This is a genomic window from Alcanivorax quisquiliarum (genome assembly GCF_023051175.1).
Taxonomy (GTDB): Bacteria; Pseudomonadota; Gammaproteobacteria; order Pseudomonadales; family Alcanivoracaceae; genus Isoalcanivorax; species Isoalcanivorax quisquiliarum.
Window position 1 is genome coordinate 219,711 of record NZ_JALKII010000005.1, and the last position, 16,414, is coordinate 236,124.

Below are 16,414 nucleotides of genomic sequence, written 5' to 3' on the forward strand. Positions count from 1 at the left end.
CGCTGGCCCGAAGGGTGAGTGAGGCCAATGAGGGGCGGGGAGAGAGGGTGATTATGGGGGTAGCTCTCACTCTCGACTCAAAGCCACAGCCAGCCCACGCAATGTTCGGCGGCGCCGCAGGCAAACGCTAGTCGATATATTCGATGATCTTCACAATTTTTTGTGCGCCGTAAACGCGCTGCACCTGCGCCACCACTGCATCTGCCTCGGCGCGTGTCAGCAGCCCCATCAGATAAATCACGCCGTTGGCGGTCACTACCTTGGTGCGGCGGCCGGGTGCTTCGCTATCCAGCAACAGCCGGCTTTTGGCTTTGGTGCTCAGCCAGCCGTCGTTGAAGCCGGCCAGCCATGAGCTGGGCGGGCCTATCTGTAGCTCGTTGTGCACATTGCGCACATGGCGAACGCGGCCGGCAATATCGCTGGCGCGTGCTTTCAGCTCGGCATCGGGCACCTCGCCCACCAGCAGCACGTTGCCGTTGAAGCTGATCACCTCGAACGAGGCTTCCGACGAGAATCGCGGGTTGTCGCGCAGCATGTTGATGCGCACCTTGCGTTCGATGCTGCCGTCTTCGATGCGTGCACCCCACGTACGTTTGCCATGGTCACGATCAACAGGCTCATCGGACCAGGAGGCGGTCATGCTGGCGCAGCCGGCGCCTCCCAGAGCCAGGCCCAGAGCGAGGCCGCACGACATCAGCACACGCCATGCCTTGCCTGCCATTTATTCCCCTCCGAACAATTGCTGGTCGATGTAATCACACAATGCATGAATGACGACCAGATGAACTTCCTGAATGCGAGCTGTGCTTTTCGACGGCACGCGCACTTCGACATCGCCAGCGCTATACAGGTTCGCCATTTCGCCGCCTTCGCGGCCAGTGAGCGCTACCACGGTCATATCGCGATCATGTGCGGCTTGTACCGCCTGAATAACGTTGGCCGAATTGCCGCTGGTGGAGATGGCCAGCAGCACGTCGCCCGCGTTACCCAGTGCCCGAATCTGTTTCGAGAAGATTTCGTTATAGCTGTAATCGTTGGCGATCGAAGTCACGGTGGAGGAATCGGTGGTCAGCGCCACGGCGGGCAGTGCCGGGCGTTCCCGTTCAAAGCGGTTCAGCAACTCGGAAGAAAAATGCTGTGCATCGCCTGCGGAACCACCGTTGCCGCAGGTGAGAATCTTGCCACCGTTGAGCAGCGATTCGACCATGCGTGCGCCGGCGGCTTCGATCACGGCCGGCAGCACTTCGGCCGCCTGTACCTTGGTTTCAATGCTATCGACAAACATCTGCCGGATGCGTTCTACGCTCATTGGGAATCTACTCCGAATCAAACCGTGTTATTCAGCATAAAAGGCATGCTGTATCCATTCAAAGTCCGGGCGCCCGGCGGCACCCGGCGCCATACCCACCACATCGAACCGGCAATCAAGATCGGCGGCCTGTGGGTGCCGGGCCAGGTAATGCCGTGCGGCGCGTATCAGCCGCTGCTGCTTGTTGCGAGTCACCGAGGCGGAAGCGCTGCCGAAGCCGCTACCGCTGCGCCAGCGCACCTCGACAAATACCAAGCAGGCACGATGCCGCATGATCAGATCAATTTCACCCATGCGGCAACGATAATTGCGGGTCACCAGCGTCAGGCCCTGTTCGATCAGCCAGCGCTCTGCCAGTTGCTCGGCGCTCGCGCCCCGGCTGCGGCGGTCGGGGCCGAGGCGCTCGATGAGGGAGCGCACACGCGACGTCAAGGGTGCAGCACCACCGGCTGCCGTTGCGGCCGGCCGCTGCGGAACCAGGCCCAATCAAGCTCGCGCACCAGCCGGCGGTGATCATCCAGTGAGAGCGCGCCGGTGGCGCCGGGCAGGCTGCTGCCGGGCACTTCCCGCAGCAACGCCAGCCGTGCTTGCAATCGATAGGCATCAATGCCCATGGCAAACAGTCGCTCGTAGCGCCCGTGCCCTTGCGGCCAGGCGGCCGCAGCAGCCTGATGCAGGCTGGAATCCTGATCCAGCAGCCAGGGCGCATCGACAAAGCGCACGCCGTTGAGATCGTGATCGCGGCGTGGCTCGGGCTGGCCGGAGTAAATATGCGACGTGGCGTACACCGGCAAGTCTTCAGCGTAATGGAAATTCAGCGCTGGTTTGAGCTGGCGGCCGTGCAGCGGGCTTGCCACCAGAAAGATGAAATCCAGGTCCTGGCGCCGGCGGCCTTCCAGATGAACCTGCTCGCGGACGAACTGCGCCACTTCGCGGGAGCGGGCGGCGCTTTGGTCCACCGCCAGCATGCGCCGCACATCGTTGCTGATGTCATCACCATAAGCACGCTGCGCCGTAACGATACCGCCGAGTGCTTGCCAGGTATCGGTAAAGGCGATGGCCAGCCGCTGACCGAGCTCGGTGCCCGGGTAAAGCACGCCAGCCAGGCGTGCGCCTTCGCTATAGGCTTGCCGGGCAATCTGTCGGGCTTCATCTTCCGGTGCGAGGCCAAACTGGAACAGGTTGTCGGAGAGCGCTGTTTCATCGCTGTAATTGAGCGTGAGCGTGGTGACCGGCAGTGCCTGCACTTGCGCCAGCGCCGTCACCTGTTCCTTGTCCAGCGGGCCGATGATGAAATCGGCACCGTCATCCAGCGCCTTGTTGTAGAGCGTGAACAGCTCGTCGCTCCGGGTATCGTAAAAACGGAACTCGGGCACCGTGTGGCCCTGCTCCAGGGCGCTGTAATAACCGGCCAGCATACCATCGCGCACCGCCTGCGCTGCGCCGGCAAGCGGGCCGGATTCCGGCAGCAACACGGCCAGTTGCCGGGGCCGGTCGCGCACGGCCTGTTGCAGCGCCTGCACCATGGCCGGCTTGTCGAGGTTGGCCGGGTGCCCCGGCCAGCGCCGTTCCCACTCGGCGAGACGGCTCACCTGCCGATCAATGTCCGCCATTGGATCGCGATAAAGCTGCGCCAGCTCCGCCCAGCCGGCCAGCTCCGGTTCAATATCCTGCGCCAGCGCATCCAGGCTGGATTGCGGCAGCTGCATCAGCAGTGCCCAGATCATTTGCTGGTTGTAGCGCAGGGCATCGTCGCGGAGCATGGCATCGGCCGCCACGCGCGCACGCAGGCTGGCCAGCAGATCACCCTGGATTGCCAGCGCGTCGGCGTACAGTAGCCGGTAACGGTTCTGGACGGCGGGCGCCGCCGCCTGCACCAGCTGGCCGGTGCGATAGCGGCTGTCGTTGGTCAGGATGGCCAGCGCGCCGTCGGCATCCTGACGCGCCAGCAGCAGTTGCGCACGCAGCATGAGCCATTCAAGCCGCTGGGTGCCGCTGAGTTGTGCACCGTCAACCTTCGCCAGCATCAGTTCCGCGTCGCCGACACGATCGGCCGCCAGATAACTGCGCGCCCAGGCCATCGCCAGCTCGGCCTGCGCCTCGCCGCTACGTTGCCGCAGTTGCGAGAGAGCGGCTTCGGTATTGGCTGGCGCCGGCAATACCTGGCTGTGCTCGGGGCGGGCGCCGGGCGGCGCGCCAGGGCGGGTAGTGCAGGCACTCAGCAGCGCAAGCAGACACAAGACAGAAACCAGCAGACGGTAGCGCATGATCACCAGCGGTCGAATTGTAGAAACGAAGCGGCTATTGTAGGCGCTTCATCTATAGCCCACCACCAAGCAGGTCGCTGCATGCGTTGCAGTTCGCGCCTGTTGCTGTGATGGCCGCCGTTTGCAGAGGTTCCCGCCATGGCCGGCACTTTGTTTGTCGTCAGCACCCCGATCGGCAATCTTGAAGACATGACGCAGCGCGCATTGCGCGTGCTTTCCGAGGTGGACGTGGTGGCCGCCGAAGACACACGCCGAAGCGGTGTGATGCTGGACGCACTTGGCATCAAGGCGCGGTTGGTGAGCTGCCATGACCATAATGAAGATGAACGCAGCGGCCAGTTGGTCGCGCAAATTTTACAAGGCCAGTCGGTGGCGCTGATCTCGGATGCCGGCACACCGCTGGTGAGCGATCCGGGTTATCGGTTGGTGCGGGCTTGCCAGCAGGCCGGCATTGAGGTGGTGCCGGTGCCCGGCGCCAGTGCCGTGCTGGCCGCGCTTGCTGTCGCCGGCTTGCCCACGGATCGCTTTCTGTTCGAGGGCTTTTTGCCCAGCAAGGGCGGAGCGCGTGAAGAAGCGCTGAGCAAAGTGCTGGCCCACAGCACCACGACCGTGCTGTTCGAGGCGCCGCACCGGTTGTTGTCGTTGCTGGGCAGCATGGAGGCAGCGGGCGCAGGGGAGCGTGAGATCACGCTGTGCCGGGAACTCACCAAGCGTTTCGAGACAGTGATCCGCTCCACCGTGAGTGCGCTGCGCGAGCGTGTGGCCGAGGATGCAGACCAGCAGAAAGGCGAAGTGGTGCTGGTGCTGGCAGGTGCGACACCGGGGCAAGCCCGTGATGCCGAGCTTGAGCCACTGGCGCGGCTGTTGCTGGCCGAGTTGCCCGTGTCCCGTGCAGCCCGAGTGCTGGCATCGGTGTCAGGGCGCAAACGACAGGCTGTTTACGACTGGCTTGAGCAGTTGAGCGCGGGTGGCTGACGCAGGCGGCAGCGAGCATTCGATGTGCCGGAGCGCGAAACGGTTTGCGCGCTGGCGTGGCAGCAGGGGCGCCGCTACACTAGCGGCCGAACCAACCAGACAGTCGCTGGCGGCGCAAGCCGCTGGAGGAAAGTCCGGGCTCCACAGGGCAGGGTGCCAGGTAACGCCTGGGGGCTACGCTGGCGACGGCGTGGCTACGGAAAGTGCCGCAGAGAGCCAGACCGCCGATGGCCCTTTCTCCGGAAGGTGGCACAGGTAAGGGTGAAAAGGTGCGGTAAGAGCGCACCGCGCAGCGGGCAACCGTTGTGGCAGGGTAAACCCCACCCGGAGCAAGACCAAATAGGTGCCCCATGGCGCGGCCCGCGCTGGGCACGGGTAGGTCGCTAGAGGCCGGTGGCGACGCCGGCCCCAGATGAATGACTGTCCACGACAGAACCCGGCTTATCGGTTGGTTCACCTGAACTGGGTCACGGTTGCGGGGAGGTGCTGTTCCCAACAGCGCCTCCCTGCTGCTGTTTATAACTTGGCGGTGGCAATATGTCTTTTTCATATAGCCAATCGGTCTAGAAGTTAATGTAAATCCTCACGTGGTCTGCCCAGGCCGCTGATTCACTTCGCTCCTTCTCTCTCCCATCAGGGCCCCGATAGCCCGAATAACCCCTAAATCACTGATTCACAAACGCTTTCTTTTACATTCGCTGACCCGGCGTCGCTTGACTTTGAAATTGCTGCGGCCCTAGAGTGTCGCAATGTGGAGAATTGTGGGAACAAGTGGGATTTTCGGGAGTTTTTCGACTGGTTCGATCGGTTGTGAGGCTCCCGGTGAACAGCCTGGCCAAGCCAGGCGGAAGGAACCGGCAGCGGGGTAAGCAGCGTGTTCAGTGGGCGCACGGCCCTAAACGTAGATGCCAAGGGGCGTCTGGCAGTACCGACCAGGCACCGTGAAGCGCTGACGCGCATCTGCGGCGGCCGAGTAGTGCTCACGCATCACCCCTACGACAACTGCCTTTCGCTCTATCCCGAGCAGCAGTGGCAGGACGTCGCCCGGCAGGTGGCAAGCCTCAGTGATGCAGAGCCGGTGGTGCGCTACCTCAAGCGCCGCTTTCTTGGCCAGGCGGTGGAGCTGGAGATGGATGCTAACGGGCGCTATCTGGTGCCTGGCGAATTGCGTGACCTGATCGGCCTGGAGAAGCGCGCCATGCTGGTCGGGCAGATCCACCGTTTTGAGGTATGGAGCGAGGCCGCCTGGCAGGCAGAGCAGGAGCAATACAGCCAGATGGATCTCGCGGCGATGCCGGAGAGCGTACAGAAGCTGGCGTTCTGATCCGCGTTCTGACGTTTCAATCCGACAGCCACAAGGGCCACACCATGACGCAACCTGAGCAGTACGCACACCAGCCGGTTTTGCTGGAGGAGGTGCTGGAGTTGTTGCCTACCCGGACAGACGGTTTCTACGTCGACGGCACCTTCGGCCGTGGTGGCCACAGCCGCGCCTTGTTGCAGCGGCTGGATGAGCGCGGCCTGCTGGTGGGCATAGATCGTGATCCGCAGGCGGTGGCCGCGGGCGAAGAACTGGCCGGCAGCGATGCACGCTTTCGCATTCGCGCCGGCCGTTTTGATTGTCTCGAGCAGGTGGTGGCCGAGGTCGGTCGGCCACTGGATGGCGTATTGCTGGATCTGGGTGTGTCGTCACCGCAACTGGACGACCCGGCCCGGGGTTTCAGTTTTATGCGCGACGGGCCGCTGGATATGCGCATGGACCCCACCAGCGGCGAGAGTGCCGCGCAATGGCTGGCCCGCGCCGATGAAAAAGACATCGCCGATGTGCTGTATCGCTATGGCGAAGAAAAGCGTTCTCGGGCGATTGCCCGGCGCATCGTCGAGCAGCGCCGGCAGCAGCCATTGGCGACCACCGCTGAACTGGCAGCGTTGATCGAATCGGTACTGGGCCGTGGTGTGCCCGGCAAGCACCCGGCAACGCGCAGCTTCCAGGCGATACGGATGCATGTGAATCAGGAAATGGCCGCGCTGGAAGCGGTGCTCGATCAGGCGCTGCGATGCCTGGCACCCGGCGGCCGCTTGCTGGTGATCAGCTTTCACTCGCTGGAAGACCGGCTGGTGAAGCTGTTCATGCGCGATGCGGCCGGCCGCACGCCACAGCCGCGTGGGCTGCCGGTGCCCCCGCAGCCTGTGCTGATGCGCGTGCTGGGTAAGGCGCGGCAGGCGAGTGATGCGGAAGTCGCTGGCAATGCCCGCGCGCGCAGCGCTGTGTTGCGGGCGGCAGAAAAGGTAGCCGCCTGATGGCAGCGTTGGCCGCCACGCCGCGCCCGATGATCTGGCTGTTGCTGGCCGCAGCGGTGGTGATCTCGGCGCTGGCGGTGAGTTACAGCGTGCATCAGGCGCGCAAGCTCACCGCGCAATCGCAGCAAATGCAGCGCGAGCAATATCGGCTGCACACGGAGTGGGGGCAATTGCTCCTGGAAGAAAGCACCTGGGGCTCGTATGCACGGGTGGAACGGCTGGCACGCGAACAGCTGAACATGAAGCAGCCGTCGAATAATGAAAGGGTGGTGGTGCGTCCATGAGCGGAGCACGGCGTCAGGGAAAACAGGCAGGTTATAGCGCCAGGCGGCTACGTGTCGTGCTGGCGTTTCTGGCTGCCGGTGCGCTGTTGCTGGGCTGGCGGGCCGTCGATCTGCATGTGATGCAACACGAGTTTCTGGCGCGCCAGGGCGAACTGCGCAACTTGCGCATCGAGCCGCTGGCGGCGCATCGGGGTGTCATCACCGACCGTGCCAACCGGCCGCTGGCGGTCAGCACGCCGGTCACCACCTTGTGGGCCAACCCGCGTGAAGTGCTGGCAGCCCGGGAGCAGTGGTCGAAGCTCACCGGCAATCCGGTGGTCGATAGCCGCACGCTGGCCCAGCGAGTGGAAGCCAACGCCAGCCGCGAATTCATTTATCTGGCCCGGCACCTGGCCCCTGAGCAGGCACAGCAAGTGCTGGCGCAGAAAGTGCCTGGCATTTATCCATTGACGGAATATCGCCGCTATTATCCGGCCGGCGAAGTGACCAGCCATCTGGTCGGTTTCACCAATATTGATGACGTGGGCCAGGAAGGCATCGAGCTGTCGATGGATGCACGGCTGCGAGGCCAGCCAGGCCGCAAGCGCGTGGTGCGAGATCTGCACGGCCGCGTGATCCAGGATATCGCCGTGCTGCAGGAAGCCCACCCCGGCAGCAACGTGGCATTGAGTATTGATCTGCGTCTGCAGTACCTGGCGTACCGCGAGCTGCTGGCTGCGGTGACACGCAATCAGGCCACTGGCGGCAGTGCCGTGGTGCTGGATGCGCGCACCGGTGAAGTGCTGGCGATGGTCAACCAGCCGGCCTACAACCCCAATAACCGTGCGGGGGTGCAAACAGCGGCGCTGCGCAACAGGGCCATCACCGATGTGTTCGAGCCCGGCTCCACCATCAAGCCACTGACGGTGGCCGCTGCACTGGAAAGCGGGCTGGTGAATGTCAGCTCCACCGTGGATACCCGCCCCGGCACCATTCGCGTGGCCAACAAGACAATCCGCGATTACCGTAATTACGGTGTCATCGATATCGCCACCGTGCTGACCAAATCCTCCAACGTGGGCACCACCAAGCTGGCGCTGGCCATGGATGATCAGGTGTTGCCCGGTTTCATGGAACGCTTCGGATTCGGCCTGCCGACAGCCATTCCTTTTCCCGGCGAAAGCAGCGGCATGATGCCGATCCGCACGCGCTGGCGCGATATCGAGACAGCGGCGTTGTCTTATGGTTACGGCGTCTCCGTCACCGCGCTTCAACTGGCGCGCGCGTATGCCGTGATCGCCAACGGTGGCGTGAAGCTGCCGCTCTCACTGGAAAAAGTGGAGCAGCCGCCGCAGGGCGAACGCATCATCAGCGAGGCGCACGCCAACGCCTTGGTGAACATGCTTGAAAGCGTCATCAGCGAAGGCACGGCACGGCGCGCGTCCGTGCCGGGTTATCGCGTGGCAGGCAAGACCGGTACTGTGCACAAGCTGACCACGGCCGGCTATGCGGACGACCGCTACATGGCGTTGTTCGCCGGCTTTGCGCCTGCCGATGACCCACGCATCGTCACTGTGGTGGTGGTGGATGATCCCCGTGGCGAAGCTTATTTCGGTGGGCTGGTGGCCGCGCCTGTGTTCAGCAACATCATGGCCGGCGTGCTGCGGATGCTGAACTTCGAACCTGAACAGCCGGCCGGCATCTATGCCGGCGTCGGCGGTGAGGAGGGGCGTATATGAGCTGCGCCCTGAACCAATTGCTGCCCGAGCGCACATTGCCACCGTCGCTGGCTGACCTGCCAGTGACGCGCTTGTGCCTGGACAGCCGGCGCATCAGCGTCGGCGATGCATTTGTGGCGTTGTCCGGCCATCAGCACCAGGGCCAGGCGTACATCGCGCAGGCGATCGAAGCCGGCGCCAGCCTGGTACTGGCAGAAACAGCCACCGATACCGTGGCGGATCAGCAGGGCGTGCCGGTGATCGGCATTCCTGCATTGCGGCAACAGCTGGGCGTGATCGCGGCGCGGCTGTTTGGCGAGCCGGGCCGTGCCATGACGATTACCGGCATCACGGGTACCAACGGCAAGACCAGCACCAGCTGGTTTTTGTGTGATGCACTCAACGCCCTGGGCCAACGCAGCGCATTGATCGGCACCCTCGGGCTGCGTTTTGGTGCCGCGCTGGAAGATGTTGGCCACACCACGCCGGACCCGGTCACGCTGCAAGGAGCACTGGCCCGGTTTCGTGATGACGGCGCGCAGGCGGTGGTGATGGAAGTGTCATCCCATGCGCTCGATCAGGGCCGGCTCAATGGCACGCCTGTTTCCATTGCCGTGTTCACCAATCTCAGCCGTGATCATCTGGATTACCACGGTGACATGGAGCGTTACCTGAGCGCCAAGGCGAAATTGTTCGAGCGCCCCGAGCTGTCCCTGGCGGTCATCAATCTCGACGATCCCGCTGGCGCACGGCTGGCGGCGTTGCTGCCCGAGCGGCTGCCCTGCGTGACGTTCGGCGATCATCCGAACGCGGTGGTGCGCTGCCAGCGGTTGCAGGCAAGCGCCGAAGGCATCGCCTTTGAACTGAGTGTGGCCGGTGAAACCGTTGCGGCCGCAGCCCCCCTTTACGGTCGCTTCAATCTCGACAACCTGATGGCTGTCGCCGCCGTGCTGTACGGCATGGGCTACGACACCGCTGCGCTGGCGCGGGCATTGAGCGCGGTAACGCCCGTGCCGGGTCGTATGCAGCCGGTGCGCGCCACCGATGGCCACGGCCCGGTGGTGCTGGTGGATTATGCGCACACACCGGACGGCCTCGACAAAGCGCTGCGTGCTGCGCGAATGCATTTCAGTGGACGTTTGCACTGTGTCATCGGGTGCGGTGGCAACCGTGATGCCGGCAAGCGGCCAGAGATGGCAGCGGCAGCCGAGAAACGGGCCGACGCCGTCACGCTTACCAGCGATAATCCTCGCGATGAAGCCCCCGAGGCCATTCTGGCGCAGATGCGCGGCGGGCTTGTGCGGCCGGAGCAAGCGCAGATTATCGTCGATCGAGCCGAAGCAGTGGCCGCCACCATCGCCGCAGCCGGTGCCGAAGACGTGGTGCTGATCGCCGGCAAGGGCCATGAAACCTGGCAGGAAATTCGCGGCCAGCGTTACCCGATGGATGATCGTGAGCTGGCGCAACAGGCGTTGGCAAAATGGGAGGCGCGCGCATGAAGCTCTCCCATATTGCAGCCCTGACAGGCGGTGCCCTGATCGGCACCGACAAGGATATCCAGCGCGTGAGCACCGACACCCGCACCCTGCGTGCCGGGGATTTGTTCGTTGCGCTGCGTGGCGAGCATTTTGATGCACACCAGTTTCTGCCCCAGGCTGCCGCCGCCGGTGCCGATGCCGCGCTGGTGGAAGTGCCCAGTGAGGTGTTTACCAGCCAGGTGCAAGTGGCCGACAGCCGGCACGCTCTCGGGAAAACCGCCGCCGGCTGGGCCGATCAATTCACTGCCACGCGCATCGGTGTCACCGGCAATGCCGGCAAGACCACGGTCAAGGAAATGATCCGCAGCATGCTCGGTGCCGAGGCGTTGGCCACGCAAGGCAATCTGAACAACGACATCGGCGTGCCGCTGACATTATTGTCGCTGCGCGCAGAGCATCGTTATGCCGTGGTCGAGCTGGGCGCCAGTGCGCCGGGTGAAATTGCCTGGACCAGCGGACTGCTCAAGCCCGAGATTGCGCTGATTACCAATGTGACCGGCGCACATCTGGAAGGCTTCGGCACGCTCGGCGGCATTGCCGCCGCGAAAGCGGAAATCTTTTCCGGCATGGCCGCCGGTAGCATCGCGATCATCAATGGCGACGATGCATTTGCCGATTATTTTTCCGCCCGTGCTGAGGATGCCGCGTTGAATGTGCGCCGCGTCAGCGCCGAGCACGATGCCGATTACTCCGCCACTGATATCGAAGCCGATGCCGAGGGCGTGCGCTTTACGCTGCGCGTGGCCGGCGACACGTATCCGGTGGCTGTGCCGCTGCCCGGCCGCCATCAGGTCGGCAATGCGCTGCTGGCGCTGGCGGCTGTGCACGCCGCTGGTGTGCCGTTGTCACAGGCGATCGCGAAGCTGGCCGCGATGCCGCCCGTGCCAGGGCGCGTCAATCGTTTCCCCTGCCTCGGCGGCACCTTGATTGATGACAGCTACAACGCTAATCCCGGCTCCGTGCGGGCGGCCATCGCATTGCTGGCGCAATGCCCTGCACCGCGCATGTTGGTGCTTGGCGCATTGGGAGAGCTGGGCCCGCAGGCGGCCGATATTCACGCAAGCCTGGGGCGCGCAGCGCAAGAGGCAGGGCTGGATGCGCTGGTAGCCGTGGGCGAAGGCGCCCGGCCTGCCGGCGAAGAATTCGGAACGGCGGCACGCTTTGCTGCCGATCATCAGGCGGCGGTGCGGGAAGCACTGCCGTTGTTGCAGGGCGGGGGCACGGTGCTCGTCAAAGGATCACGCAGCGCACGCATGGACGTTGTTGTTGCAGCGCTGCGGAAACTGGGGGAGACACACTGATGCTGCTTTGGCTGGCGGAGTATCTGACACAATTTCACGCCGGATTCCTGGTAGTGCAGTACCTGACACTGCGCGCCATCTTCAGCGTGCTGACCGCGCTGGTGATCTGCTTCGTGGTCGGCCCGGTGATGATTGATCGTCTGCGCTTTTATCAGGTGGGCCAGGCCATTCGCGATGACGGCCCGAAGAGCCATTTGAGCAAGGCCGGCACACCGACCATGGGCGGTGCGCTGATTCTGGTCGCCATCGTGCTTTCCACACTGCTGTGGGCTGATCTGGAAAATCGCTTTGTGTGGATCACCCTTGGCGTGTTGTTCATCTTCGGCGCCGTGGGCTGGGTGGATGACTGGCGCAAAGTGGTGCAGAAAAATCCACGCGGTTTACCGGCACGCTGGAAATATCTCTGGCAATCCATTGGTGCACTGGCGGCTGCGCTGACGCTTTACTTCACCGCGCAATCACCCGCCGAGACAGAGCTGATCGTGCCGTTTTTCAAAAACGTGGCGATCAATCTGGGCCTGTTTTATATCGTGCTGACGTATTTCGTCATCAATGGCACCAGCAACGCCGTGAACCTGACGGACGGGCTGGATGGCCTGGCGATCATGCCGACCGTGCTGGTGGCAGGTGCCATCGGCGTTTTTGCCTACGTCAGCGGCCACGCCGAGTTTGCCAACTACTTGCATATTCCCTACATCGCCGGCAGTGGCGAGCTGGTCGTGATTGCCACCGCCATCTGCGGCGCCGGCCTGGGTTTTCTCTGGTTCAACGCTTATCCCGCACAGGTTTTCATGGGCGATGTGGGCGCACTGGCGCTGGGTGCGGTGCTGGGCGTGATGGCGGTGATCGTTCGGCAGGAGATCGTATTGTTCATCATGGGCGGTGTGTTCGTGATGGAAACATTGTCGGTAATGCTGCAAGTCGCATCGTTCAAGCTGACCGGGCGACGGGTGTTTCGCATGGCACCGATTCATCACCATTTTGAACTTAAAGGCTGGCCGGAACCGAAGATCATTGTGCGGTTCTGGATCATCACCGTGATCCTGGTGCTGGTAGGGCTGGCCACCCTGAAGATTCGTTGATAGTGGCGTCGGCGTAGATGAGCAAAGAAGCGTTCGATCTGATTATCGGGCTGGGCATCACCGGGCAAAGCTGTGTGCGCTATCTGGCGGCACAGGGCATGCCCGTGCGGGCGCTGGACACCCGCGCCCAGCCGCCGGGTCTGGACGCGTGGCGCAAGCAGTTTCGTGATGTGCCGGTGCATACCGGCGGCTATCGGGAAGACTGGCTGGAACAGGCGCGGCGGTTACTGGTCAGCCCCGGCATCGCTCTCAGCACGCCCGAGATCGCCCGGCAAATAGCCGCCGGCAAGGAAGTCATTGGCGACATCGAGCTGTTTGCCCGTGCCGCCAGCGCGCCCATTGCGGCGATCAGTGGCTCCAACGCCAAAAGCACCGTGACCACGCTGCTGGGTGAAATGGCGCAGGCCGCGCAGCGCAACGCGCTGACCGGCGGCAATCTGGGCACCCCGGCGCTGGATCTGCTTGATGCCGATGCGCAGCTTTATTTGCTGGAACTTTCGAGCTTTCAGCTTGAAACCACTTACAGCCTGGATGCACAGGTCGCCACGATCCTGAATATTTCCCAGGATCATATGGATCGTTATCGCAGCCTGGCCGATTACATTGCAGCCAAGCAACGCGTCTACGACGGCTGTGAAATCGCTGTCTGGAATCGCGACGACGAAGCCACCCGCCCGCAGAGCAGCGTGCCCCGCGAACTCACCTTCGGTGAGCACGAACAAGCGGATTATCAATTGGATACCAGCGAGGGTGTGCTGCGATGCCGGGGCGAAGTGCTGCTGGCGACTTCAGAATTGTGCCTGCCTGGCCGCCATAACGCCCTGAACGTGCTGGCCGCGCTGGCCATGGCTGAGGCACTGCAAATTCCCCGCGAGCCAGCGCTTCAGGCGGCACGTACTTTTCGTGGCCTGGCGCACCGCTGCCAGCTGGTGGCCGAGCGTGGCGGCGTGAAATGGTTCAACGATTCCAAAGGCACCAATGTGGGCGCCACTCTTGCGGCGCTGGCAGGCATTGGCCCTGCCATTGACGGCAAAATCGTGTTGATCGCAGGTGGCCAGGGCAAAGGGCAGGATTTTTCGCCGCTGGTAGAGGCCGCCCGCAACCATGTGCGCACAGCCCTGTTGCTTGGCGAAGATGCAGCGCAGCTTGAAGCGGCATTGCCAGGCGTGAAATGCCAGCGTGTAAGCAGTATGGCCGAGGCGGTACAACAAGCCGCTACACAGGCGCAGCCCGGCGATGCGGTGTTGCTGTCCCCGGCGTGCGCCAGCTTCGATATGTTCAGCAGCTATGTGGCTCGGGGTGACGAATTCACCCGCCTGGCACAGGAGGTGGCTGGTGAAGCTTGAGTGGAACGTACTGCGTCCGTCACTGGAGCGGCTTGACGTGCCGCTGCTGGCCGGTGCGTTGGCGTTGTCACTGCTCGGGCTGGTGATGGTGACGTCCGCCTCCTTGCAGATTGCCGAAACACGATTGGGTGCACCATTTCATTATGCTGTTCGCCACGGCATCTACCTGCTGCTTGGTCTGGCAGGCGGCACTGTGCTTTACATGCTGGTGCCGCTGGCGCTGCTGGAAAAGCTGCGTTTTCTGGCGTTGCCGGCAGCGGTGGCGGTGCTGCTCATGCTGTTCATTCCGGGTCTGGGGCGTGAGGTGAACGGCTCACTGCGCTGGGTGAATCTGGGTGGCTTTACCTTGCAACCATCCGAATTCGCCAAGCTGGGGTTTGTGATGTATCTCGCCGGTTATATTGCCCAGCGCCGCGCCGTGCTTGAGACCACCTGGAAAGCGTTTCTGCTGCCACTTGGTGTGCTCGGCATGTTGGCCGTGCTGCTGCTTCTGCAGCCGGATTTTGGCGCCGTGGTGGTACTGGGCATCGCCGCCATGGGCATGTTGTTTCTGGCCGGCGTGCCCACTCGGCGATTCCTGTTGCTGTGCCTGGTTGTGGTCGCGCTGGCAGCGGTGGTGGCGTTTGCCCAGCCTTACCGCGTGGCGCGGCTGATGTCGTTCATGGACCCGTGGGCCGATCAGTTCGGCAGTGGCTATCAGCTCACCCAAAGCCTGATCGCCTTCGGGCGCGGTCATTGGTTCGGTGTCGGCCTGGGTAATAGCGTGCAAAAACTGTTTTACCTGCCGGAAGCGCACACGGATTTCGTGTTTGCCGTGCTTGCCGAGGAGCTTGGCCTGCTGGGCAATCTGGTGCTGATCGGCTTGTTCGCTTTCGTGATTACGCGAGTCTTCCTGCTAGGTGGCCGGCTTGAACAGCGCGGCTGGTTTTATCATGCGCAACTGGTGTACGGCATTGCGCTGATTTTCAGCGCACAGGCGTTGATCAACCTGGGCGTCAATATGGGCCTGTTGCCTACCAAGGGCCTGACGCTGCCTTTTGTCTCATCAGGTGGCAGCAGCCTGCTGGTGTCGGCGGCGATGATCGCCATCGTGCTGCGCGCCGGCACCGAACTGCGCAGTTACGAAGAACGCGAACGCGGGAGGGTGCGGTAATGGCAAGCGCTGTTCCAACAGGCGCCCATCCGGCGGGCGCTACTCCGGCGGGCACTATCCTGATCATGGCAGGTGGCACAGGCGGTCATGTGTTCCCGGCGCTGGCGGTGGCTGATGTGCTGCGCGAGCGCGGCTACGAAATTCATTGGCTGGGCTCGGAGCATGGCATCGAAAATCGGCTGGTGCCGGCGGCAGGCTACCCGCTGCATACGCTGGCCGTGCAAGGCGTGCGCGGCGGCGGGTTGCGGCGCAAATTGCAAATGCCGCTGCAATTGTTGCGTGCCGTGCTGGCAGCGCGCAAAAAAATACATGCGCTGTCGCCGCGTCTGGTGCTGGGCTTTGGCGGCTTTGCCAGCGGCCCTGGCGGCATTGCCGCGCGCCTGTGCGGCGTGCCGCTGGTCATCCATGAACAGAATGCGATTCCCGGCCTGACCAACCGCGTGCTGGCCCGCTTTTCCACACGCACGCTGGCCGGCTTCGATGGGGCATTCAAAAGCAAGGCGGTATTTGTCGGCAACCCGGTGCGCGACGCTATTGCCGCGCTGCCGACGCCGGCCGAGCGCTACACAGAACGCGAAGGGCCGCTGCGCATTCTTGTGCTCGGTGGCAGCCAGGGAGCACAGGCACTGAACAATCGGCTGCCGGCGGCGCTGGCCGGGCTGTTCGGTGATGAGCCGGTAATGGTGCGGCACCAGGCTGGCCGCGGGCAGGTGCCGCAAACCGAAACGCTTTATCAGGCGGTTTCACTGCCGGCAACGGTAGAAGAATTTATCGATGACATGGCGGCCGCGTATGGCTGGGCGGATCTGGTGATCTGTCGCGCCGGCGCCTCGACAGTGTCCGAGCTGGCCGTAGCAGGGCTGGCCGCGCTGTTCGTGCCGCTACCCACGGCCGTAGACGATCATCAGACCCATAACGCGAGCTGGCTGGCAGCGCGGAATGCCGCACGGCTGTTGCCGCAGCAGGCACTGGACGCAGGCGGGCTGGCGGAAAAACTCGCCGGCCTGCGCGATCGTTCCGCGCTGCTGGAAATGGCAACTCGAGCCCACGCTGTGGCGCTGCCGGGCAGCGCAACACGGGTGGCAGATATTTGTGAGGAGGTGCTGCGTGGCTGATCACGGCAAGCACGATCAGATTGAAAAAGTAGCGCATGTGGTGCCC

Annotated in this window: 15 protein-coding genes and 1 other RNA gene; 12 read left to right on the plus strand and 4 right to left on the minus strand. The window is 63.3% G+C overall.

The genetic code is table 11. The annotated features are described in order from the left end of the window. Positions 1–127 precede the first annotated feature (127 nt). The 4 genes from MU846_RS09460 to MU846_RS09475 are packed head-to-tail and all read right to left on the minus strand — an operon-like array spanning position 128 to position 3,576. Positions 128–721 carry a BON domain-containing protein gene (locus MU846_RS09460; protein ID WP_246952037.1) on the minus strand — a complete coding sequence of 198 codons (594 nt, stop codon included), beginning with the start codon at positions 719–721 and terminating at the stop codon, positions 128–130. Further along, positions 722–1,309 (minus strand): phosphoheptose isomerase, encoded by a 588-nt coding sequence (locus MU846_RS09465; protein WP_246952039.1) that lies wholly within the window; start codon positions 1,307–1,309, stop codon positions 722–724. Positions 1,310–1,336: 27 nt separating this feature from the next. Then, the gene (locus tag MU846_RS09470) at positions 1,337–1,741 is read right to left on the minus strand and encodes a YraN family protein (RefSeq protein WP_246952041.1); all 405 of its coding nucleotides are present in this window, start codon (positions 1,739–1,741) and stop codon (positions 1,337–1,339) included. Further along, positions 1,738–3,576 (minus strand): penicillin-binding protein activator, encoded by a 1,839-nt coding sequence (locus tag MU846_RS09475; RefSeq protein WP_246952043.1) that lies wholly within the window; start codon positions 3,574–3,576, stop codon positions 1,738–1,740. Before MU846_RS09475 ends, MU846_RS09470 begins: the two co-directional genes overlap by 4 nt. A gap of 138 nt (positions 3,577–3,714) precedes the next feature. Between MU846_RS09475 and rsmI the strand changes: the two genes are divergently transcribed. The 12 genes from rsmI to murG all read left to right on the plus strand — a co-directional run bounded on the left by rsmI (position 3,715) and on the right by murG (position 16,368). Then, the gene (rsmI, locus tag MU846_RS09480) at positions 3,715–4,551 is read left to right on the plus strand and encodes a 16S rRNA (cytidine(1402)-2'-O)-methyltransferase (protein ID WP_246952045.1); all 837 of its coding nucleotides are present in this window, start codon (positions 3,715–3,717) and stop codon (positions 4,549–4,551) included. Positions 4,552–4,638: 87 nt separating this feature from the next. Further along, positions 4,639–5,011: RNase P RNA component class A (gene rnpB / locus MU846_RS09485), an RNA gene on the plus strand. Positions 5,012–5,425: 414 nt separating this feature from the next. Next, positions 5,426–5,875, plus strand: coding sequence for a division/cell wall cluster transcriptional repressor MraZ (gene mraZ, locus MU846_RS09490; protein ID WP_246952047.1), 450 nt, complete (start codon positions 5,426–5,428; stop codon positions 5,873–5,875). Positions 5,876–5,919: 44 nt separating this feature from the next. Next, positions 5,920–6,852: a 16S rRNA (cytosine(1402)-N(4))-methyltransferase RsmH gene (gene rsmH / locus MU846_RS09495; protein ID WP_246952049.1), complete on the plus strand. Its 933-nt coding sequence runs from the start codon at positions 5,920–5,922 to the stop codon at positions 6,850–6,852. After that, positions 6,852–7,136, plus strand: a complete 285-nt coding sequence (gene ftsL / locus MU846_RS09500; protein WP_246952051.1) for a cell division protein FtsL — start codon at positions 6,852–6,854, stop codon at positions 7,134–7,136. The genes rsmH and ftsL overlap by 1 nt, the downstream gene beginning before the upstream one ends. Continuing rightward, on the plus strand, positions 7,133–8,854 hold the full coding sequence (locus MU846_RS09505) for a peptidoglycan D,D-transpeptidase FtsI family protein (RefSeq protein WP_246952053.1): 1,722 nt from the start codon (positions 7,133–7,135) through the stop codon (positions 8,852–8,854). Before ftsL ends, MU846_RS09505 begins: the two co-directional genes overlap by 4 nt. Further along, complete coding sequence (locus MU846_RS09510) at positions 8,851–10,332, plus strand: UDP-N-acetylmuramoyl-L-alanyl-D-glutamate--2,6-diaminopimelate ligase (protein ID WP_246952055.1); 1,482 nt, start codon at positions 8,851–8,853, stop codon at positions 10,330–10,332. Before MU846_RS09505 ends, MU846_RS09510 begins: the two co-directional genes overlap by 4 nt. After that, the gene (locus tag MU846_RS09515) at positions 10,329–11,672 is read left to right on the plus strand and encodes a UDP-N-acetylmuramoyl-tripeptide--D-alanyl-D-alanine ligase (RefSeq protein ID WP_246952057.1); all 1,344 of its coding nucleotides are present in this window, start codon (positions 10,329–10,331) and stop codon (positions 11,670–11,672) included. The genes MU846_RS09510 and MU846_RS09515 overlap by 4 nt, the downstream gene beginning before the upstream one ends. Next, the gene (gene mraY / locus MU846_RS09520) at positions 11,672–12,754 is read left to right on the plus strand and encodes a phospho-N-acetylmuramoyl-pentapeptide-transferase (protein ID WP_246952059.1); all 1,083 of its coding nucleotides are present in this window, start codon (positions 11,672–11,674) and stop codon (positions 12,752–12,754) included. The genes MU846_RS09515 and mraY overlap by 1 nt, the downstream gene beginning before the upstream one ends. A 17-nt stretch (positions 12,755–12,771) precedes the next feature. Beyond that, positions 12,772–14,100, plus strand: coding sequence for a UDP-N-acetylmuramoyl-L-alanine--D-glutamate ligase (murD, locus tag MU846_RS09525; protein WP_246952061.1), 1,329 nt, complete (start codon positions 12,772–12,774; stop codon positions 14,098–14,100). After that, entirely contained in the window at positions 14,090–15,253 is a 1,164-nt protein-coding gene (ftsW, locus tag MU846_RS09530) for a putative lipid II flippase FtsW (RefSeq protein ID WP_246952064.1), read from the plus strand. Before murD ends, ftsW begins: the two co-directional genes overlap by 11 nt. Continuing rightward, positions 15,253–16,368 carry an undecaprenyldiphospho-muramoylpentapeptide beta-N-acetylglucosaminyltransferase gene (murG, locus tag MU846_RS09535; RefSeq protein ID WP_246952066.1) on the plus strand — a complete coding sequence of 372 codons (1,116 nt, stop codon included), beginning with the start codon at positions 15,253–15,255 and terminating at the stop codon, positions 16,366–16,368. Before ftsW ends, murG begins: the two co-directional genes overlap by 1 nt. Positions 16,369–16,414: the final 46 nt, after the last annotated feature.